The sequence below is a fragment of the Leptolyngbya sp. 'hensonii' genome (assembly GCF_001939115.1).
In the GTDB taxonomy this organism is placed as follows: Bacteria; Cyanobacteriota; Cyanobacteriia.
In genome coordinates this window covers 49,370-69,494 of the sequence record NZ_MQTZ01000054.1, presented here as the reverse complement: position 1 = coordinate 69,494, position 20,125 = coordinate 49,370, and the positions used below count along the sequence as shown (strand labels likewise).

16 protein-coding genes are annotated in these 20,125 nt (G+C 53.8%); 3 read left to right on the top strand and 13 right to left on the bottom strand.

The window, feature by feature from the left end:
- Positions 1 to 17 precede the first annotated feature (17 nt).
- Positions 18 to 2,297, bottom strand: a complete 2,280-nt coding sequence (locus BST81_RS23440) for a hypothetical protein (protein ID WP_075600945.1) — start codon at positions 2,295 to 2,297, stop codon at positions 18 to 20.
- 851 nt (positions 2,298 to 3,148) lie between these two features.
- Here BST81_RS23440 and BST81_RS23435 point away from each other — a divergent pair.
- The gene (locus BST81_RS23435) at positions 3,149 to 4,123 is read left to right on the top strand and encodes a ribose-phosphate pyrophosphokinase (RefSeq protein ID WP_363080745.1); all 975 of its coding nucleotides are present in this window, start codon (positions 3,149 to 3,151) and stop codon (positions 4,121 to 4,123) included.
- Positions 4,124 to 4,126: 3 nt separating this feature from the next.
- Here BST81_RS23435 and BST81_RS23430 read toward each other — a convergent pair whose 3' ends face one another.
- The 3 genes from BST81_RS23430 to BST81_RS23420 all read right to left on the bottom strand — a co-directional run bounded on the left by BST81_RS23430 (position 4,127) and on the right by BST81_RS23420 (position 7,842).
- Positions 4,127 to 5,029 (bottom strand): glycine betaine ABC transporter substrate-binding protein, encoded by a 903-nt coding sequence (locus BST81_RS23430; RefSeq protein WP_075600943.1) that lies wholly within the window; start codon positions 5,027 to 5,029, stop codon positions 4,127 to 4,129.
- Complete coding sequence (locus BST81_RS23425) at positions 5,026 to 5,667, bottom strand: ABC transporter permease (protein WP_075600942.1); 642 nt, start codon at positions 5,665 to 5,667, stop codon at positions 5,026 to 5,028. The genes BST81_RS23430 and BST81_RS23425 overlap by 4 nt, the downstream gene beginning before the upstream one ends.
- A gap of 75 nt (positions 5,668 to 5,742) precedes the next feature.
- A complete protein-coding gene (locus BST81_RS23420; protein WP_075600941.1) occupies positions 5,743 to 7,842 on the bottom strand; it encodes a M3 family metallopeptidase in 2,100 nt (699 codons plus the stop codon).
- A gap of 219 nt (positions 7,843 to 8,061) precedes the next feature.
- Between BST81_RS23420 and BST81_RS23415 the strand changes: the two genes are divergently transcribed.
- On the top strand, positions 8,062 to 8,577 hold the full coding sequence (locus tag BST81_RS23415; RefSeq protein WP_075600940.1) for a GNAT family N-acetyltransferase: 516 nt from the start codon (positions 8,062 to 8,064) through the stop codon (positions 8,575 to 8,577).
- Between the two features lie 28 nt (positions 8,578 to 8,605).
- Entirely contained in the window at positions 8,606 to 9,004 is a 399-nt protein-coding gene (locus BST81_RS23410) for a hypothetical protein (RefSeq protein ID WP_143780467.1), read from the top strand.
- Between the two features lie 48 nt (positions 9,005 to 9,052).
- Here the strand turns inward: BST81_RS23410 and metK are convergent, their stop codons facing one another.
- The 9 genes from metK to proS form a co-directional block, all read right to left on the bottom strand.
- Positions 9,053 to 10,312, bottom strand: a complete 1,260-nt coding sequence (metK, locus tag BST81_RS23405; RefSeq protein WP_075600938.1) for a methionine adenosyltransferase — start codon at positions 10,310 to 10,312, stop codon at positions 9,053 to 9,055.
- A 138-nt stretch (positions 10,313 to 10,450) separates the two neighbouring features.
- Positions 10,451 to 11,206, bottom strand: coding sequence for an HAD family hydrolase (locus BST81_RS23400; RefSeq protein WP_075600937.1), 756 nt, complete (start codon positions 11,204 to 11,206; stop codon positions 10,451 to 10,453).
- A gap of 24 nt (positions 11,207 to 11,230) precedes the next feature.
- Positions 11,231 to 12,208 carry a 30S ribosomal protein S1 gene (locus BST81_RS23395; RefSeq protein ID WP_075600936.1) on the bottom strand — a complete coding sequence of 326 codons (978 nt, stop codon included), beginning with the start codon at positions 12,206 to 12,208 and terminating at the stop codon, positions 11,231 to 11,233.
- 481 nt (positions 12,209 to 12,689) lie between these two features.
- Positions 12,690 to 13,238: a transcriptional regulator NrdR gene (gene nrdR, locus BST81_RS23390; RefSeq protein WP_075600935.1), complete on the bottom strand. Its 549-nt coding sequence runs from the start codon at positions 13,236 to 13,238 to the stop codon at positions 12,690 to 12,692.
- 473 nt (positions 13,239 to 13,711) lie between these two features.
- Positions 13,712 to 13,807, bottom strand: a complete 96-nt coding sequence (locus tag BST81_RS23385; protein ID WP_075600934.1) for a photosystem II reaction center protein T — start codon at positions 13,805 to 13,807, stop codon at positions 13,712 to 13,714.
- A 144-nt stretch (positions 13,808 to 13,951) separates the two neighbouring features.
- Positions 13,952 to 15,481, bottom strand: coding sequence for a photosystem II chlorophyll-binding protein CP47 (gene psbB / locus BST81_RS23380; RefSeq protein ID WP_075600933.1), 1,530 nt, complete (start codon positions 15,479 to 15,481; stop codon positions 13,952 to 13,954).
- Positions 15,482 to 15,732: 251 nt separating this feature from the next.
- A complete protein-coding gene (locus BST81_RS23375; RefSeq protein ID WP_253188454.1) occupies positions 15,733 to 17,637 on the bottom strand; it encodes an ArsA family ATPase in 1,905 nt (634 codons plus the stop codon).
- A gap of 101 nt (positions 17,638 to 17,738) precedes the next feature.
- Positions 17,739 to 18,143: a hypothetical protein gene (locus BST81_RS23370; RefSeq protein ID WP_143780466.1), complete on the bottom strand. Its 405-nt coding sequence runs from the start codon at positions 18,141 to 18,143 to the stop codon at positions 17,739 to 17,741.
- A gap of 103 nt (positions 18,144 to 18,246) precedes the next feature.
- On the bottom strand, positions 18,247 to 20,055 hold the full coding sequence (proS, locus tag BST81_RS23365) for a proline--tRNA ligase (protein WP_075600931.1): 1,809 nt from the start codon (positions 20,053 to 20,055) through the stop codon (positions 18,247 to 18,249).
- Positions 20,056 to 20,125: the final 70 nt, after the last annotated feature.

Sequence of the window (20,125 nt, the reverse complement as noted above, 5' to 3'; positions counted from 1 at the left end):
TCGAACCACCCTTTGTCTCAGGATTCAACCGCCCCGATCGTCTCTCCATAGGGAACGGCAGCATTGACCAGAGCCAGTAAAGGCCCCACCTGTTCCTGGCCACTCACAGCTAGGTCACTGTAGCAGAGGAAGACCCGTTCTTCGGCGCGGGTGAACAAATCCAGAAGAATCCGTCGCAGTCGTTGCTCGTACTCTGTCTGAATGTCTAACTCGGTGAGGGTCCGTCCTGATCGTTGGTGGAGGAAGAGGGGAGCCCCAAATAGAACATCACTGCCACTGAGCCAGCGACTGGAACCTGCATCTAGCAAAAAGATCCAGCGATGATGACTGCGATTGGAGCGATACTGGAACACACTGGAAAGGGTGACGGCCCGATCGACCAGTCCCGGCGATCGCACTGGAAAGGGATTGGCTGTGATAGCCCCACTCCGCAACAACTCAATAAATTGCCCCACCGTCTCATAATTTGGGACTTTCACCCAAGGCCGGGTTATGTTTCCATCGGAGAAAGTTTGCCCATCCCTCTGGCGCAGGCGGGCATGAACCTCCCAGTAATGCTGAGCACTCTCAATCAACTCCCGTAGGCTGGCTAACTGGTCATAGGGTAGGAAACTGCCACCCCCCAAAAAGCGCTGGATGGCCCGATCTAGTATCGCGATCGGGCTGGGAATCAGCCGTTGTTCTAACTGGTGTTTCTGGTCTTCCAGCCAGTGGAGGATGTCCTCGTAGACGGTGGTGGCCTGGTAGCCCAGTCGGTCCCAGCGGGGAAAGGCAGTAGCGGGGAGCAGACGGGGATGCTCCGGATGGGGGGCAAAGCAATGATCGGCAATCAGGCTGGCCCGAACGAAGTCGATCGTCGGGAAAATCTGTCCATCCCGGGTGAGGATGGGGGAGGTGTCTGGATCAGGAGACTCTGTAGTTGCCCCCGGTTGCGGGTCTGTGATCCTGCTGACCGCCTCAGGGCTGAATCGCTGGCTTAAGACCACCAGCATCTCGGTGACGGCATCTCGATCAACCAATCGCCCCAAACCGGGGTAGATCAGGGTCAAAAGGGTGAGCAAGGCCCGTACCAAGACTGAACTGGCCAGAGGATATTGATCATTCAGCGTCAGGGTTGAAATACCCTGGCTACCCAGAATATTGGTCAAGGTATAGCGGGCGATCGCATCCAACCCGGGGGCAATGACAGCAATCTCCTGGGGTTGGATCTGCCCCGTCTGAATGCCAGCCAGAATTACCTCTGCAGTCCGCCGCAGGATCTGGGCTCGTGAGGTCCTCTGGATGGCCTGGACGAAATCAGGCAGTTGGGCCAGAAACAGGGGATCGGTGACCAGTTGGACGGCGATGGGGCCAACCTGAGCACCTGTACGGTCTCGCGGAGGGTCTAGGGTTTCCACCTGGCAACGGGTTCTCAGGTTTCTCAAATAGTCTGGATCTCCTCCCAGGCCCAGGCGCACGGCCCCATCAGGATTTTCCGTGAAGGCACTGATTGTGCCCTGATCCATTAAAATCTCGAACAAATGACGGGCGATCGCGGGGTAATTGTCCACATCATCCGCTAGCACAGCCCAGTAGCGGCGGGTCAGATGCTGCTGATAGGTGGGATGGGAGAGCAGGTAGCGCCCATATAGCTCGGTGGTGATGCCATAGGTGAGCAGCCCCCGTTCCAGGCACCAGCTCCGCCACTGGAGCAAGAGCTGTCCTACCTCCTCCCAGGGCAGGTCCAGGGTGGGCAGGCCCATCTGCAACAGGGGCGGGATGTCTTCCAGGGGTGTACCACTGAGGGCAGCCAGTTGCAGGAGGTCAAGGAACTGCCGTACCAGACGGGATTCCCCCAGGTTGGCTTGTTTCAGCAGACCCTGTTCCAGGGTCGGGTGCCAGAGTCGGGTGGCTAGTTCCTGTTCGGTTTCGGGATGGAGCCGAATGGGGAACTGAGCGGTTAAATTGAGCTGCTGCACCAGGAGGGGCCAGAATAGAGTTACCTCATCTTCGAAGAAACCAGCGGGGGTTTTGGATGCAACAGGACAGTCTCCGGCGGTCGCTGTTGCGATCCGATCGGTCAGATCCAGACGATTGTCTCCGGTTGCGGCAAAAACCAGCATGCCCGCAGCCAGGATCTGCAGTTCCGAGCGTCGGGGTGTCGGGGGATTGCCTGTGATCAGAGGAGAACGATCGAACGCAGCTTGAGAGGCAGTCGGATTCTGGACCCATGTGCAAAACTGCCGCACCAAACGGGTCGTTTTTCCGCTGTCAGTAGGACCAGTGATCCAGATGGATGCGTCAGAAGAGAGGGCCATTTTTGAGAATTTCTGCTTTTCTACGCAGAACTGCTGAAGATACTCCTTAGACGAAGTAATAAAATCTTTGTTAACTTAGATCTTGCGGTTCTAATTGAACAAGTCTTTGATCACCTGGGGCTTATGCCCGGATCGCTGGCCTGGAACTACATTTATGATTTTCCGGATCTCAGATTGAAGGCCTATTGCTTTGGGAATCCTGACATAGAGCTTATCGCTGTCCTTGGTCACTCATCTATTATCATTGACTCTTGAACAACTCTTGAACAACTCTTGAACAACTCTTGAACATTCAGACTTAATCATCCAGGCTTCAGTCTCCAAGCTTGAACAATCCAGGGAAGGAGAGTGCATCCCACTTTTGTAGCCCTCTCCCTAAATCCCTCTCCCAGAACGGGAGAGGGACTTTGAACCTGGCTCCCCTTCTCCCTCTTTGGGAGAAGGGGCTGGGGGATGAGGGCAACCTTGCAAAACTGGGATGCTCTCGGGAAGGATGACCTGAATGAGGAACTGCTGAATGATAGCTGCTCAAGACTTGCAGTAAACTACCACTTGGGATTGTCGTTGATTGGGGTGGATAGGGCCGTTTGATTGGAGATTTAATTGGGGATTTGATTGGGATTATTAATTCGAGATTAAGAGTCTTAACTATTCAACACCTGCGATTGCTTTTCTTAACTGATTAATTTTAGATTTTTGCTTGGTTTTTATTGGTTTGCGAAAACGTTTAATTCTATGAATCTGGCCTTGCTTGATTGAGAGCTTGAGCCTGATTATTGTTTCGTCTCTGTATCCATCCTATAGATTGCGAAGAGTAAGCCCGGGGGAACTCTGTGATCCATTCTGCAACTTTGGCCCTTCAGTCTGCACTGACTTCGATTCCTGATAACAATCGCCTTCGATTGTTTGCTGGTTCTGCTAATGTTCCTTTAGCCCAGGAAGTGGCCCGCTATCTGGGTATGGACCTGGGGCCGATGGTTCGTAAACGGTTTGCTGACGGAGAACTCTATATCCAGATTCAGGAGTCCATCCGTGGCTGTGATGTGTATTTGATTCAGCCGACCTGTCAGCCGGTGAATGATCACCTGATGGAGCTCCTGATCATGATCGATGCCTGCCGCAGAGCTTCAGCTCGCCAGATTACGGCAGTAATTCCTTACTATGGCTATGCCAGGGCCGATCGCAAAACAGCCGGACGAGAATCGATTACAGCCAAGCTGGTGGCGAATCTGATTACGCAGGCTGGTGCTAGTCGGATGCTGGCCATGGACCTTCATTCTGCCCAGATTCAGGGGTATTTTGATATTCCTTTCGATCATGTCTATGGTTCGCCAGTGATTCTGGAGTATCTGCTGAGCAAGAATCTTTCCGATATTGTGGTGGTTTCCCCAGATGTCGGAGGGGTGGCCCGGGCTAGAGCCTTTGCCAAGAAGCTCAACGATGCTCCTCTGGCCATTATTGATAAACGCCGTCAGGCTCATAATGTGGCTGAAGTCTTGAATGTGATTGGGGATGTCGCTGGTAAGACTGCCGTGTTAGTGGACGACATGATTGATACCGGCGGGACTATTACGGAAGGAGGCCGTCTGTTGCGGCAACAGGGTGCCCGTCAGGTGTATGCCTGCGCCACCCATGCAGTCTTTTCACCCCCTGCAGCCGATCGACTGTCCAGCGGTATCTTTGAAGAGGTCATCGTCACGAATACGATTCCTGTGCCGGAGGCGCACCGCTTTCCACAACTCACGGTTCTTTCAGTGGCCAATCTTCTGGGTGAAACCATCTGGCGAATTCACGAAGATAGCTCTGTCAGCAGCATGTTCCGGTAGCGTCTACCACCCTTTGCCTTGGCGGAAGGCTTGGACCACCTGTCTGACTTCCTGCTTTTCCCCATCGACCTGATAATTGAGGCGGCGCATGTCCGCCTCCGAAATTTGATTGCCCAGCTCTTGCAGGACTTTCCCCAATTCTGGGTGGCGGTTCAGGGTCTGGCGGCGGATGACCGGCACCGCTTCGTAGGGCGGAAAATATTGCCGATCGTCCTGCAGCACGACGAGCTTCAGGCTGGCAATCAGGCCATCAGTGGCGTTGCCGGCCACCATATCCACTTGCTTTTCCGTCAGGGCCTGATATAGCAGTCCTAAATCCATCACCCTGGGTGCTGCTGCAAATGTTAAATTATAACTTTTGATCAGTCCGGGAAGGCCGTCGGGTCGGTCGGAGAACTCCGGCCCTACCCCCAGTCGCCATTGAGAACTGTATCGAGCTGCCTGAGACAGGGTTTGAATCTGGAATTTGCGGGCATCCTCTCCCCGCACAATCATGGCGAAGGTGTTGTTGAAGCCCAGGGGGGCTGTGATCTCCAGAGCAAACTGATCGGCATAGGCCTGCTTCACCTGTTGATAAACCTGTTTAGGGTTGGTTAGGGGGGCTTGATTGAGCACAGCGGTCAGAGCTGTGCCGGTGTATTCCACATACAGATCGATGGCTCCTGCTCGGATGCCCTGATGGCAGATCAGCGTGCCCCCCAGATTGAGGCGACGATCGACCTGCAACCCCGTTTTGGCTTCGATCTGCTGGGCCACCAGTTCCCCTAGAATGACTTGCTCAGTGAAGTTTTTGGAGGCTACCACAATCCGATTCGGTGCCCCCGGTTGACAGGCATTCAGACTCAAAACTAGCAGGAATGCAAGGAGACCACAGATCAGCGAGAGGTTGCGGAACATAAGTTTCATAGGCTTCTTCGGATAGAGAAATGGGATTCCAACTGGCCCAGCAGGATATCGGCCAGTAAGGCCATCAGGGCTGCCGGGATGGCACCTGCCAGAATCCGCTGGTGATCCAGCACGGCTACTCCCCGAAAGATCAAGTCCCCTAAGCCACCAGCTCCGATCGGGGACGCGATCGCCGCCAGCCCGATGGCAATCACTGTGGCAACCCGAACACCCGCCAAAATTACGCCCAGAGCCAGGGGGAATTCCACCTGAACCAGGAGTTGCCAGTCAGTCATGCCCATGCCCAGTCCTGCCTCCCGCACAGATGGGTCTACCCCTGTGATGCCAGTGTAGGTGTTACGGATAATTGGCAATAGGGAGTAAAGGGTGAGGGCCACGATCGCGGTTCGGGCTCCAATTCCTCCTACCAGGGGCAGGGGAATCAGAAAGCCAAACAGGGCCAGACTGGGAATGGTCTGTACCAGGTTGGCCAGCCCAATCACAGGTTTACTCAGGAGGGGCTGGCGAGTCACCAGAATACCCAGAGGAATCCCGATCAAAATGGCGATACCCAGAGAAGTGCCGACCAGAAACAAGTGCTCTGAGGATCGCTGGAGAATTTCAGGCCCAAACCGACTGAGAAAATTGTTCACAACCATAGTAGGGGACGATCGACATCAATCAGTCAGGAAGATAGAGTACAGGGGGCTATCTCCCTGACTTTGTGCCGTAGCTTAGGCTGCCAGACCGTAATGACGTAACAGAGCGGTTGTATCGGGTTCCCGTCCTCGGAAGGCTTTGAAGACCTCCATCGGGTGCTGACCGCCCCCCAGCGCTAGGACCGTCTCCCGGAAACGGTGCCCTACCTGGGAGAGGGCGGCCTCGTCCTCTAAACCGGCCTCCTCAAAGGCGGAGAAAGCATCAGCACTCAGAACTTCCGCCCATTTGTAGCTGTAGTAGCCTGCGGCATATCCCCCCGCAAAGATGTGGCCGAAGCCACAGAGGAAGGCATCTTCTGGCAGAGGGGGCAAAACAGTGGTGGTTTGGGCCAGCCGATCGCGCACCTGAAAGGGGGTCTCCGACCCACCGGGCTGGTAGCGGTGGTGCAGTTCCAGATCGACCAGACTGAAGTGGATCTGTCGCAACATGGCAGTCCCACTCATGTAGGTTCGGGCGGCCAGGAGTTTCTGATAGTAATGCTCGGGCAGGGGTTCACCTGTTTCATAATGGCGACCGAGGCGGAAGAGGGTGGACCGGTGATAGCACCAGTTCTCCATAAATTGGCTGGGCAACTCGACGGCATCCCACTCAATATTCGAGATACCTGCTGCCCTGGAGTAGTTGACTCGCGTCAGCATGTGCTGGAGCCCGTGGCCGAATTCGTGGAATAGGGTTTCGACTTCTGTGAAGGTCATCAGGCTGGGCTTGTCGTCTATAGGGGGGGTCTGATTGCAGACCAGGTAGGCAACTGGCAACCGGATGGCGATCTGATCACCTGTGCCAACCTGACCCCGATTCAAACAGACATCCATCCACGCTCCTCCCCGTTTTTCCGCTGGACGGCTGTAAGGGTCCAAGTAGAAGTAGGCGATCGCGGCACCAGTTTCATCCGCAACACGAAAGTAGCGCACCTCAGGATGCCAGACGGATGCCAGCCCGTCGGCTGGCGTGATCGTGACGCCAAACAACTGCTGGGCCAGGTTAAATAGCCCGGACAGGACCTGTTCCAGGGGGAAATAGGGGCGTAATTCTTCGGCATTGAAGGCAAATCTTTCTTCCCGCTGCCGTTCAGACCAGAAGGCCAGATCCCAGTGGCAGAGGGCCTGAGCTGCTTCCGGATCCTGCTCTCGAACGAAAGCCTGCAAGTCTTCCAGTTCACCCAGAGCTGCATTGTAGCTGGCCTGCCGCAGTTGCTCCAGCAGGGTTTCCACCGCAGCCACATTGGGGGCCATCCGTTCAGTTAGGCGCAGATCAGCATAACTGGCATAACCCAGTAGGGCAGCCATTTGTTGACGCAAAATCAGGATGCGATCGATCAGGGGCTTGTTATCCAGATCCCCACTGGCAGCGCGGCTGATGAAAGCCCGATAGACCTGTTCCCGTAATTCTCGGCGGCGGCTGTGCTGCATCAATGGCCCATAGCTGGGGAAATCCAGCGTGATTCGCCAGGGACCAGATTCTGGAGTTGCGGACTCCTGACCAGCAGCTCGGGCGGCCTGAGCTGCCAGAGCTAGCAGGCTGGGAGGTAGACCTTCTACCTCTTCCCGTTGGGTCAGGGTGAGGCTGAAGGCCTTGGTGGCGTCCAACACATGGTTGGAAAAGCGAGTGGATAATTCGGCCAGTTCCAGTTGAATGGCATTGAATTGTTCTCGTGTTTCTCCTTCCAGCCCCACTCCGGAGAGTTCTGCATCCCGAATGGCCGATCGAATAATCCGTTGCTGGCTCTCATCCAGGGAGTTCCAGTTATCTCCGTCTCGCAAGGCTTTATAGCCCTGGTACAGCACTGGACTCTGGCTTAGACGGGTCCAGAATTTGACCACCTCCGGCTGCATGGTTTCATAAGCTTGCCGCAGTTCGGGGCTGTTCTTCACCCCCATCAGGTGGCTGACCACGCCCCAACTCCAGCTCAGCCGTTCCTCCAAATGTTGCAAGGGTTCCATCAACCCTGCCCAGGTGGGGGTCATATCTGCCTCCAAATGGGCCAGGTCCTCGTCCATCTCAGTCAGCAATTGGGTGATCGCTGGGACAATGTGTTCAGGGAGGATGCGATCGAAGGGGGGTAAGCCTTTACCGATCAGAAGGGGATTATCGATACGTTCTGCAGTCACTGTCATAAACAAGCTAGAAGAGAATACTCAACTACTCCCATTATGAATGGTGTGACCATAACTGCCGGGAAGAGGGCCTGAGATTGTGGATAACCAGGGTTGAACCAACCCAACCTCCGATCAATGACAGCAGTTTTCAGCGGCATAGACCCTAGGGGGCACGTCCCTGCCCCCTTCTATCTCGCTGAAATTGTCTGTATGTTGGAAGCAGGAGGACGTTCAACCATGAGTTCAGTCCTGAGTCGGATCCGGCCTGCTACGCTTACAGATATTGCCGCAATCCAGAAGATTGCGCATCAAAGCTGGGTCCATACCTATGAGGGCATTATCCCGGATGAGGTGCAGGCCCAGGCGATCGCGACCTGGTACTCTACCCCGGCCCTCCAGGTTGCGATTACCTCTGGCCAATCCGTATTTCTCGTCGCCGAGGCCGAGGAGCAGATTATCGGATTTGCTCAGTTTGTCTGCCGATTAAATGGGGTCGCTGAATTGTCTCGCATCCACATCATGCCCGAGAATCAAGGGGTTGGTATTGGAACGGCCCTCGTTGACCTGGGTTTGCATGCGGTGCAGAAGATGGGGTTGCGAACGGTCATGGTTGCAGTAGAAGCCATGAATGCCAAAGCGCGGAGCTTCTATGAACGCCGGGGGTTTGTCGAGCATTCTGAAAGTGAGTTTTCCATTTTTGGGTATTCCTTATCCCTCATCTTCTATCAGTTACCGAGTGTTCAATGCCCCTGAGTCCTCTCTCCGAGTTCGAGGGAAAACGATGACGTTAGCAGCAGCGGTCCTCCAGGTTGCACAACTGGATCCCTATCAAAACCCTGATCTTCCTTTTGCCGATCGCATCACCAGTCCATCCGGCAAAGTGGTCGTGGAGCCTTGCATCATTCGCTCTTTTGCTGTGTGTCCGATCTGTCAGGCCAGAACCAATGATGGGGCGGTGATCGTTCGCCATCAGGATGGCCGGACCGTAGAATTCTGGCCGATGCTCTATCATTATGTTCGGGCCAACCATCCCATCCCGATCGGGAAAGATGGAACGCTGAATTGGGAGCATGCCGATGGCGGGAATATGGCAGCCGGGGAAATGCACAGGCCCTGGCCCCAAATGCCTGGGGATCGTCAAGCCATAACCTTGTTACCAGAAATCATGCAGGACGCCTAGCACCATACCTCCCGAATGAAGGTACGGTGCAAAATAGCTTGAACTTAATTAAACCGCGCTGGACAATACCTTACTGGCAGCCTGCTTCAGAATTTCTGCCTTATCGGTTTGCTCCCAGGGTAAGTCCAGATCAGAGCGACCAAAGTGGCCATAGGCAGCGACATCCTGATAGAAGCGGCCTCCCCGTTCTGCTACCAGTTTCTGTAAGTTGAAGGTTTCGATAATGCCAGCCGGTCGGAGTTCAAAGTTCTGAACAACCAGTTCCAGCAGGCGATCGTCATCGATGGTTCCAGTGCCAAAGGTCTCTACCATGATGCTGACGGGGCGAGCGACACCAATGGCATAGCTGAACTGAACCTCACATTTTTCGGCTAGACCTGCAGCCACAATATTCTTGGCCACATACCGGGCAGCATAGGCCGCACTCCGGTCTACCTTGGTGGGGTCTTTACCGGAGAAGGCTCCACCGCCATGGCGGGAATAGCCGCCGTAGGTATCCACAATAATCTTCCGACCGGTAAGACCCGCATCGCCCTGGGGACCGCCCACAACGAACTTACCAGTTGGGTTAACCAGGAAGCGCGTTTTGGCATCGGGTTGGATGGCTAGATCAGAAAAGACGGGTAGGACGACAACTTCCCAGAGATCCGCTTTAATCTTGGCCTGAACCGCAGCTTCATCGGTAATCTCCCCGATCGTGGGTGCATGCTGGGTCGAGACCAGGATGGTATCAATGCCAATGGGACGACCATCTTCGTAAAGGATGGTGACCTGGGTTTTGCCATCTGGACGCAGATAGGGAAGCTGGTTGGTCTTACGAGCGACGGACAACCGGCGAGAAATGCGATGGGCCAGGCTGATCGGCAGGGGCATCAATTCAGGGGTTTCATTACAGGCAAAACCGAACATGATACCCTGGTCACCCGCCCCAATGGCATCCCATCGCTCCTCACTGGATTGCTCCCGAGTTTCGTGGGCAGCATCGACACCCTGGGCAATGTCAGGAGATTGACGATCCAGGGCAATCAGAATAGAGCAACTGTGGGCAGAAAAACCGCTATCAGCCCCAAGATAGCCGATCTCAGCGATTTTCTGGCGAGCTAGCTCAATATAATTAATGTGGGCCTGAGAGGTGATCTCGCCAGTAATCAGAACCAGACCCGTGTTGACGACGACTTCAGCAGCGACTCGACTGAGGGGATCCTGAGCCAGGAGAGCGTCTAATATGGTGTCGGAAATCTGGTCACAGATTTTATCGGGGTGACCTTCTGTAACAGACTCGGAAGTAAAAAAATAGTGGCGGGACAAGGATTCAACCCCTTCTTGGCTAGACGGCTAAAGAACGCATTTTTTGTCCTGGCTCGGGAGTCAGAACAGAAAATATTATCTCACGCATTCCTATATAGTCAGGACATCATAGCACTAAAGGGAAGTGAGTAAAATAACTCACCCCCTCACCTGCATCGATGTGGGGTGGTGAATGACGATCGTGGCCTGCTGAAGTTGGGGAGGGTCAATCCAACCCCAGGTTACCCCAATCGCGCCAGCGGCATGGGCCGATCGGGCCATCCTCATGTCTGTATCGGCATCTCCAATCACCAGGGTCTGTTCTGGAGCAACGGCTAAGGCTTGGCAGGTCTGATAAAGGAGGCGGGGGTCAGGTTTCTGGAACTCCTGATCAGCCCCTGCGGCGAATTGCACATAGGCATCCAGTTCATAACGCCGGATGAAATCCCAGATATTATCGGTGGTGTCAGCTGAGACGATCGCCATCCTGATATCAGCCTGGAATAAGCGTTGTACCAACTGGAACACCCCTTCAATCAAAGGGGTATAGGCTGACTTAGGCTGCAAAACCAGCTCTGCCTCGGAAAAAGCTGCTTGGACCAGATCTAGGGCCTCTGGCCAGGTCCAACCTGTTTCTGTGACATAGGCCGCCGCAGCAAATTCAGTTACCTGACGACTGGCAACCGCCAGAATGCCCGCTGGATGAACAGTGGGCGGGTGAGAATTAGGCTGACGTAATCCCAAAGCCTGGGCCAGACGTTTGCCAACTCCTGGAACTTGGGTGTCCAGGAGTTCTACCCTGAGAGAACCCACCTGGTATAGGTAGGATTCAGAACGAGCCAGAGTGCCGTCTTTATCAAAGACAACCGCCTGGATATTCTGGAAAATCTGATGATCGCAGGAAACAGTAGCCAATCGAGTCAGACAATCCTAGAGAACTTATTCTTCATCGATCGCAGAAGGAGCCTCTTCCAGGATTTCAACATCCTCTCCCACCGGACTTTCTTCAGCGACAGGCTGTTGCTGTTTGGACAGCACCTGATCGCGATAGCGGGCCGCCATCTCTTCTGCTTTGTCGTAGACCACCTGGGGATTCTTGACCATATCGCCCGGTTCCGGTTCCAACTGCTTGGTGGAAAGGGAAATTCGGCCCCGCTCAGCATCCAGATCAATAATCATGACTTTGACTTCATCATTGACATTGAACACACTGTGAGGGGTGTCGATATGATCGTGGGAAATTTCGGAAATGTGAAGCAAGCCGCTGACACCGCCGATATCGATGAAGGCACCATAAGGTTTAATGCCCCGTACCGTACCGATAACGACTTCTCCAACTTCCAGTCGATTCATCTTGCGTTCAACGAGGGCCCGACGGTGACTCAGAACCAGCCGGTTCCGATCTTCATCGACCTCAAGGAACTTGAGGGGCAGTTCTTCCCCAACGAGATCTTCTTTGGGTTTGCGGGTACTAATGTGGGAGCCAGGAATAAACCCACGCAGCCCTTCGATTCTGACCAAAGCTCCGCCTCGATTGGTGGCAAAAACACTGGAACGGACCGTTGCATCTTCGGCCTGCAACTGCCGTACCCTTTCCCAGGCCCTCATGTACTCAATGCGCCGGATAGAAAGGGTCAATTGGCCGTCTTCATTCTCATCGGTCAGGATAAAGAATTCGCGGGTTTCGTTGGATTGCAGCACTTCCTCCGGATTGTCGATCCGGTTGATGGACATTTCCTGGATGGGAATATAGGCTGCCGTTTTAGCACCAATGTCAATCAGAGCACCTCTCGGCTCGAGGCTGAACACTGTACCGGCAACAATATCGCCAGGACTAAAGTGGTAGTCATACTTATCCAGTAGGGCCGCAAAATCTTCGTGGGTAAAGCCGATATCGATTAATTCCTGATTGACCATGCTAGTTGTTTCCCGGACAGTTTCTCTATCTCTAGTAGTTAAAGTGGTTGACTGGCGTCGCAATTGGGTCTGTCTCCCCGTAGATCCGTCAGTGTGTAAACATTTCACGATAGCAATCCTGCCTCCTGGAAAGGAGGCTCTGCCTACAGAATGTCCAGCACACGCCTACATCCCTAAGTTTCCCCTCAGGTTTTATTCTAGGAGATCTACCGGGAGTGATGGAGTCAGTAAGTCCAGAAGAACTATCATACCTTAATAGACAATAGATTCAGCCAAAAATTGAGGATAGATTAGGCTGAAGTCGAATTCCTGATTGGGTCAGAAAGGTGGGATCGGGCGGCTAGCCATCTTTTCTGGCTCTATGAAAATTATCAGTAGTATGAAATAGGCTGCTAAGGATCACGGATTAAATCAAGTTAATCGTTGGGGTGAGGGCAATCAGGCGTTTGACACTAGATTTAATTCTCATTCCTTAGCAGACTTAGGCTTTGGTGACAGAAGGATCGCGGGTCAAGGGTTCTGAAAGGAATGATTCTGGATCGCCAATCGGCTCGTGCTCCTCTGGCGATAACCGACTGCCCTGATTTTGCAGGTGGCTCAGCGCTTCTGCAAAGTCCCGAATTCCCCGAAATTGGCGATAAACGGAGGCAAACCTGACGTAGGCGACTTCATTCAGAGATTGTAAATGGCGTAGGACTAACTCCCCAATTTCCGTACTTAGAACTTCTCGAACAGCCCGTTGTTGCAATTCTGCTTCAATTTCATCGACAATGTTTTCGAGCTGAGGGGCGGAGATGCCCGTTTTTTCGCAGGCCCGCACCATGCCTCGCAGCAGTTTAGAGATATCGAATGATTCCCGCTTCCCATCTCGCTTAATCACCGTGATCGGTACAAACTCTATGCGTTCATAGGTGGTGAATCTCCGACTGCACTTTAAACACTCTCGTCGTCGTCGCACGCTCTGCCCTGCTTCCGCTGAGCGTGATTCCAGCACACGATTTTCTGAATGTTGACAGAACGGACAAAGCATAGCGGCAGCCCTTCAGGCGAAGTCGGTAAAACAACGATAGGTTTCACCTCTGAAACCTATATTACTGGCTTATTACCTGGTTGCAAAATGGCAGCAAAAACCTGACTACTTCGTAATCGGTCGTGTTGAACGGGAACAAGAGGGACGGGAAAAGCTCCCTGAGCGGGGTGAAAATCCTACAACCTTGTCTTGACTCCCACGACGATCGCCCAAAAAGTAATCGTTTTGAGGGTTTTGTTGCTGATTGATTGTCAATCAGGAGATAAAAACCTAACAGACAATCCTGAAAACGGGATCTATGTTTACAATTCTTATGAAAACTGAAAAGCCTGCATGAAGCAGGCTTTGAGGATGTCAATCAATTTTTTAAGTAAAATGGTTTACCTGGCTGGGGGTTAAAGTGAGCGAGGTCACTGCAGGCACCAGACCCTGGAAACCCAAAAAGCGAAAAACAATAAGAAGCGAGCAAGGTTTTACTTGCCAATGCGAGGGGGCTCACGGAAGGCGATCGCGAAGAAGAGAACGCCCAGAGCCAGAGTCAGAATCAAGATATAAGCAACACTTTCCATGTCAAGAGTTCCTGATGATTCAGTTGGTTCCAGTCTATCTGTAAACAGAGAGCTGTCAAAAAAACCTTAGAAATGGTCCAGCGGTTTGCTGAGGAGACTCAAATCACCACCAGACCATTTCTGTTTTAGTCGGATTAGCTGGCGTTAAACAGCCTCTTTACGAGTGGTCTTGTCACCCAGTTTCTGGAAGACACCAAACTCGACTTGCTCTTCACTCAGATCCGGATCAATCCCGGCAAACACATCCCGGAAGATGGTCCGAGAACCGTGCCAGATATGGCCGAAAAAGAACAGAAGGGCGAAGCAGGCGTGTCCGAAAGTGAACCAACCTCTTGGACTGGTACGGAATACCCCGTCAGAGCCAAGGGTTTCTGTATCGAATTCGAAGGGCTCGCCTAACAACGCTTTACGGGCGTACTGTTTCACAGTCGCTGGGTCATCGAACGCTTTACCGTTCAACTCCCCACCGTAGAAACTGACCGTTACACCCTGCTGCTCAAAGCTATATTTGGACTCAGCCCGACGGAAGGGAATGTCAGCTCGGACGATACCATCTTTGTCAGTCAGAACAACGGGGAAGTTCTCGAAGAAGTTAGGTAAGCGGCGAACAAAGAGTTCACGGCCCTCACTATCTTTGAAAACAGGATGGCCCAGCCATGTCTGAGCAATACCGTCACCATTATTCATCGCACCAGTCCGGAACAGACCCCCCTTGGCAGGGCTATTCCCAACGTAGTCATAGAAGGCAAGCTTTTCAGGAATTGCCGAATAGGCTTCTGCCAGAGATGCGCCATCCGCCAGACTGGTTTGAACACGACGATCGATCTCCTGCTGGAAGTATCCCTTATCCCACTGATAGCGGGTGGGGCCAAACAGTTCGATCGGGGTAGCTGCGTTGCCGTACCACATGGTACCGGCCACAACGAAGGCTGCGAAAAAGACGGCTGCAATACTGCTGGACAGAACCGTTTCAATATTCCCCATCCGCAGCGCTCGATAGAGACGCTCCGGAGGACGAACTGACAGATGGAAGAGACCCGCAATAATCCCAACAACCCCAGCAGCGATGTGGTGGGCAACAATGCCGCCTGGATTAAAGGGATTAAATCCGGCAGGACCCCACTCTGGTGCGACAGGCTGGATACTGCCGGTCAGACCATAGGGATCAGACACCCACATGCCGGGGCCAAATAGACCCGTCAGGTGGAAAGCACCAAAGCCGAAGCAGAGTAACCCAGACAGGAACAGATGAATACCGAACATCTTCGGCAAGTCGAGGGCTGGTTCACCGGTCCGGGGATCGCGGAATAGTTCCAGATCCCAGAAGACCCAGTGCCAGACAGCGGCCAGGAAGAGTAAGCCGGACAGGATGATGTGAGTAGCAGCCACACCCTCAAATGACCAGAGGCCAGGGTTGCTAGCAGTCTCACCTGTAATGCTCCAACCACCCCAGGATTCGGTTACGCCGAGGCGAGCCATGAAGGGCAGAACGAACATGCCCTGGCGCCACATCGGGTTCAGAACCGGATCACTGGGGTCAAAAATTGCCAGTTCGTAGAGAGCCATCGAACCGGCCCAACCTGCCACCAGGGCAGTATGCATCAGGTGTACAGCAATCAGCCGACCCGGGTCATTCAGGACGACAGTATGTACGCGATACCAGGGTAGTCCCATTGACTACGCTCCTCCTCTAAGTACTTTTACTTGTGCAACGCTTTTCTAAGCAATTTATTAAGGACCAGATACTGATAACCCTACCAGATCCGGGACAACTACAGCCTCACTACTCGCCATATTTATTCAAAGGCGTACCCTGAATCAATATGACAGTAGTTTAAGGTGCGTGTCGAAAAAGCCCAAATTATAAAGAAGTGTAATCATTGTTAGAGCCCATTGCAAGCAGATTACGCCGGTTGCCACAGCTCTCAGGGATGGAACGTTTCAAACAGGAGGGGACCTGCTCCCTGGATCCGGGCCAGGGGAGCCACCGATCGCGGCAAGGGAGGGAGATGGACCCGAACTATACCTGGAAAGGCATCTGGCCCAATGGGCCGATCGGGCTGAAAGTAATTATGAATCAAGACCTGTTGGGCCATGCCCATGGTTTGAAGGGCGGCTGAGAGGCGTTGGCCCTCGGCAATAATGGGAGACTGGGCCTGTACCACCAGGATAAACTCGGTGCATTGGGGATTTTGTAGTTGTTTCTGGGCTTGCAGAACTCCCTGCCGCAGAGTGCGCAGGCGGCCCATCAAATCTGTATTTCCTAAAACGTCCCGATATTTGAGCCAGAGTTTGAAAATCCAAGCCAGCCAGTCACTGATTGCGGTTGGCATCTCCAGGAACCGTAAGAGATGACCTGTGGGCGCGGTGTCCAGGATGATCAGATCCTGGTCCTGACAGTCCAATAAATCCATCACCGTCAGCAGAGATAACATTTCATCCACACCGGGCAGGGCCTGGGCAATGATCTGCCGCCAGGCAGCAGGGCCATAGGCGAGCTGGATCGGGCCCGTCTGCTCGGAGGATTCCCCGCTCATCATATCGGCCAGTTCCCACAGATAATCCTGCCGAAACTGGTCCAGAACGGTGTTCGCATCAATTTCCTGTCCAGTGAGATTAGGGGTGAGGGCCACCGGGTCATGTCCCAGGGGGTGTCCGAAAGCATCTCCCAGGGAATGGGCTGGGTCGATCGAGATCACCCGGACCTGACGATCAGGGTGGCGGGTCGCCATTTCCCAGGCGATGGCAGCGGCGACAGTTGTTTTGCCGACCCCACCCTTGCCACCGACTAGCACCAGGCGGCGACCGGCCTCAATCAAATCAGTCAGACCCGGTGGCACCCGCTGAGGCCAGACCACAGGGGGTGAGAGAACTGCTTCAGCTTCCGTTAATCTCTGAATTTCGTTAAATGTTTCATCCAGGGCGACAGGTCCAACAGGTTCCTGTGCCTGCTGCGGGATGACAAAGACTGGATAGGGGGTCAGGTGCAGAAATTTTTCTAGAAGGTCCTGCTGTTCACTGTACCGATCGAGATCAGAAGTCGAAAGCCGTTCCAGGGATTCTGGCTGCAGAATCCGATTGATGAAGAGCCCCCCAACTGGAATCTGGAGTTGTTCAAGGGCGGTCAAAAAGCGTTCGCTTTCCAGCAGACTCATGGGCTCGGCGATCGCCACCACCAGACAGGCGGTGTGGGCCTTATCCTGCAACAACTGACGGCCCATGGTTAATTCCGATCGCATCTGGGCCAGAAAGGCATCGGCGGCATCAGGGTTGTACTGGCCAGAAAAAGTCAGACTGAGGGAGCGATGCTTTTCCTGGAATAAATCGAGGGCTCCCAGGAACCCTTCCAGAAAGTCCATCAGGCCGAATAGATTCAGGGTATGGCCACTGGGAGCCATATCCACCACAATCCGATCGGCCATCTGCTCCAGCAACAGGCGTTGAATCTCCAGAATGCCCATCAATTCATCTAAACCGGGCCAGTCCAGATCCCAGACCTGAGTTAGATCTTCCCCCTGGACGAAGCTACCCCGTTCGACCAGGCACTCTAACACCGCTCCATAGCGCTGCTTGAAAGCACTCAGCAATTTACTGGCATCCAGAGCCCTGACCTCCAGGTTCGGCAGATCGGCCAGGGGGCTGGCTGTATCCGTCACTCCTTGCTGAAGTACATCGCCCAGAGAATGGGCTGGATCAGTGGAAAGCAGTAGAATCTTCTGCTCCGGGAACTGTCTGGCCCAGGAACGAGCCAAGCCACAGGAGAGGGTGGTTTTTCCAACCCCACCTTTGCCGCTAAACATAGCCAGATGCAGGGGGGCAAAGCAATCCATATGGGCGTTTTCGAGGGATACCGAACAGAAAACGAGGCTAGGTCAATTGTCTAGCCTCGTACCCTGATTCATTGACATTCCAACAAATAAGTGGTCTGGAACTATTTGGAACCGGATGATGGTGTTGCTGGAACGATTTGAAGGCCAGGTTGCTGGCCATTATTTTGTTGTTGCTGCAGCAGACGCAGTTGTTGGGCTCGGAATTGGGCGGCAGCATCGTTCAGGTTCTGGGTGGTGTCTGCCTGAAATTCCGTATTCGATCGGATATTGCCCATATTTGCCCGGTGAATAAAGTCAAACAGGCCAGAATTCTGACCGGCTCCCTTACCGGAGAAAATGTCCCGATTCTCCTCCTGGGGTTTAAAGTCTTGCAGGGGTTGGGAGCCCGGTGTGGATTGGGCCAGAAGAGAACTCGAAAAGGGCAGAATTAGGCCAGTCCCCATGATGAGACTGACGGTGATGCCCTGGAGCATTTTCATTGAATGGGATGCCAATCTACCGTTCATTCCTATACAGTCTCCAAAACTTGCCTGGATCTATTCTACTTGATCCAAAATTCTATTCTGAGACGATCGGACCTGACAAGGGCCTGTCATGCTTCGGCATCAGTTAAAGGGTTGCGGCATCAATGATCCACTGTTGCAGGATGGCGGTCAACTCCGTCAAGGGAATTTCCTGGGCTTCCCGGGTGGCTCGACGCACCACCTCGACCTTCCCAGCCTGGAGCGATCGGCCCGTCACCACCCGGAAAGGAATCCCGATCAGGTCGGCATCTTTAAATTTGACCCCCGGACGCTCATCCCGATCGTCCAACAGGGTTTCAATTCCAGCCTGATTCAGGTCCGTATAGATCTGCTCAGCGGCTTTCACTTGGGCCGCATCCGTAATGTTGGGGATGACAACAATCACCTGGTAAGGCGCGATCGCCACCGGCCAGATAATCCCGTCCTTGTCGTAGGACTGTTCCACTGCCGACTGGGCCAAGCGGGACACCCCAATTCCATAGCAGCCCATTACCAGGGGCAATTCTTCCCCTTGTTCACTGGTGTAGGTAGCGTTCAGCGCCCTGGAATATTTGGTGCCTAACTGGAAGATGTGGCCCACCTCAATCCCCCTCGCACTCTGCAAGGTTTGAGTGGGATTGTGGATGGCCCGATCGCCCGGTCTTGCTTTCCGTACATCCACCACCAGGGAGGGTAGTTTGAACGCCTGACCCCAGTTGGCCCCGACGACGTGATATCCAGCCTCATCGGCTCCCGTAGCAAAATTCTGCAGGTCCACTGCGGTTTTATCCACTAACCGCAGGAACTTTGCGGCTAGGTTTTTACCTGCCTGGATGTACTTGTCACTCAGGTCTGGGGCAATATAGCCCAGAGGCAGGGGTTTCGCGGCCCATTGCTTCTGGGATTCTGCATCCGCCACCTTCAGCGACAGAACGGTTTTTCCCTGGTACTGTCCGGCTAGTTTGACCAGTTCATTTTGCAGTTTGACCTCGTTGACCTCCTGATCGCCCCGAATACAGATCAGAACTAGCACAGCCATGCCGTTGTCATACACCGCCTGGTAGAGGACATTCTTAACCACATGGGTGGGGGAGCATTGGAGAAACTGGCACATCTTATCGATCGTGTCTGTCCCCGGTGTCTCCCGCTTCTCGTAAGTAGTGAAAGGAGAAGGAGTGGCATCGGGAGCGAGGGAAATGGCCTTCTCCACATTGGCCGAGTACTGGCCGTCTTCGGTGTACAGCACCTCATCCTCACCCGCATCAGCCAGGACCATGAACTCCTGAGAGCCAGAACCCCCGATCGCCCCCGAATCTGCTTCCACAGCTCGAAAAGCCAGACCCGAACGCCGAAAAATGTTGTGGTAGGCCCGGTTCATTTTCTCGTAGTTCTGTTTCATCCCGGCCTCATCCATATCAAAGGAGTAGGCATCCTTCATAATGAACTCCCGCCCCCGCATCAGCCCAAACCGGGGCCGGATCTCATCCCGAAACTTGGTCTGAATCTGGTACAGGTTAATCGGAAGCTGGCGATAGGAGCGCACCATGTCCCGGGCGATCGTGGTAATCACCTCTTCATGGGTGGGGCCGAGTCCCATCTCCCGCTCCTGCCGGTCCTTCAGGGCGAACATAATCCCCTCAGCCTTGGTGTAGGTATCCCAGCGGCCCGACTCCTGCCACAGTTCTGCGGGCTGGAGTTGGGGCAGGAGACATTCCTGGGCCCCGGCTGCGTTCATTTCCTGCCGCACAATCTGGGATACCTTTTGCAGCACCCGCCACATCAGCGGCAGATAGGCATAGACCCCACTGGCAATGCGCCGAATGTACCCGGCCCGCAGCAGTAATTTATGGCTGGGAATTTCCGCTTCTGCCGGAACTTCCCGCAGGGTGACAAACAGCATCTGAGACAGCCGCATGGCTCATTTCCTTTTCCGATGGAAGAATTGCTATCCCAGTCTAGAGCATCCCGTTGCCCAGGGGGCCAGG

Bases quoted from the DNA above. Each gene is read 5' to 3' on its own strand.
- BST81_RS23440 (WP_075600945.1), bottom strand. From the start codon at position 2,297: ATGGCCCTCTCTTCTGACGCATCCATCTGGATCACTGGTCCTACTGAC.
- BST81_RS23430 (WP_075600943.1), bottom strand. From the start codon at position 5,029: ATGAAACTTATGTTCCGCAACCTCTCGCTGATCTGTGGTCTCCTTGCA.
- BST81_RS23425 (WP_075600942.1), bottom strand. From the start codon at position 5,667: ATGGTTGTGAACAATTTTCTCAGTCGGTTTGGGCCTGAAATTCTCCAG.
- BST81_RS23420 (WP_075600941.1), bottom strand. From the start codon at position 7,842: ATGACAGTGACTGCAGAACGTATCGATAATCCCCTTCTGATCGGTAAA.
- BST81_RS23415 (WP_075600940.1), top strand. From the start codon at position 8,062: ATGAGTTCAGTCCTGAGTCGGATCCGGCCTGCTACGCTTACAGATATT.
- BST81_RS23410 (WP_143780467.1), top strand. From the start codon at position 8,606: ATGACGTTAGCAGCAGCGGTCCTCCAGGTTGCACAACTGGATCCCTAT.
- BST81_RS23395 (WP_075600936.1), bottom strand. From the start codon at position 12,208: ATGGTCAATCAGGAATTAATCGATATCGGCTTTACCCACGAAGATTTT.
- nrdR (WP_075600935.1), bottom strand. From the start codon at position 13,238: ATGCTTTGTCCGTTCTGTCAACATTCAGAAAATCGTGTGCTGGAATCA.
- BST81_RS23385 (WP_075600934.1), bottom strand. From the start codon at position 13,807: ATGGAAAGTGTTGCTTATATCTTGATTCTGACTCTGGCTCTGGGCGTT.
- psbB (WP_075600933.1), bottom strand. From the start codon at position 15,481: ATGGGACTACCCTGGTATCGCGTACATACTGTCGTCCTGAATGACCCG.
- BST81_RS23375 (WP_253188454.1), bottom strand. From the start codon at position 17,637: ATGGATTGCTTTGCCCCCCTGCATCTGGCTATGTTTAGCGGCAAAGGT.
- BST81_RS23370 (WP_143780466.1), bottom strand. From the start codon at position 18,143: ATGAACGGTAGATTGGCATCCCATTCAATGAAAATGCTCCAGGGCATC.
- proS (WP_075600931.1), bottom strand. From the start codon at position 20,055: ATGCGGCTGTCTCAGATGCTGTTTGTCACCCTGCGGGAAGTTCCGGCA.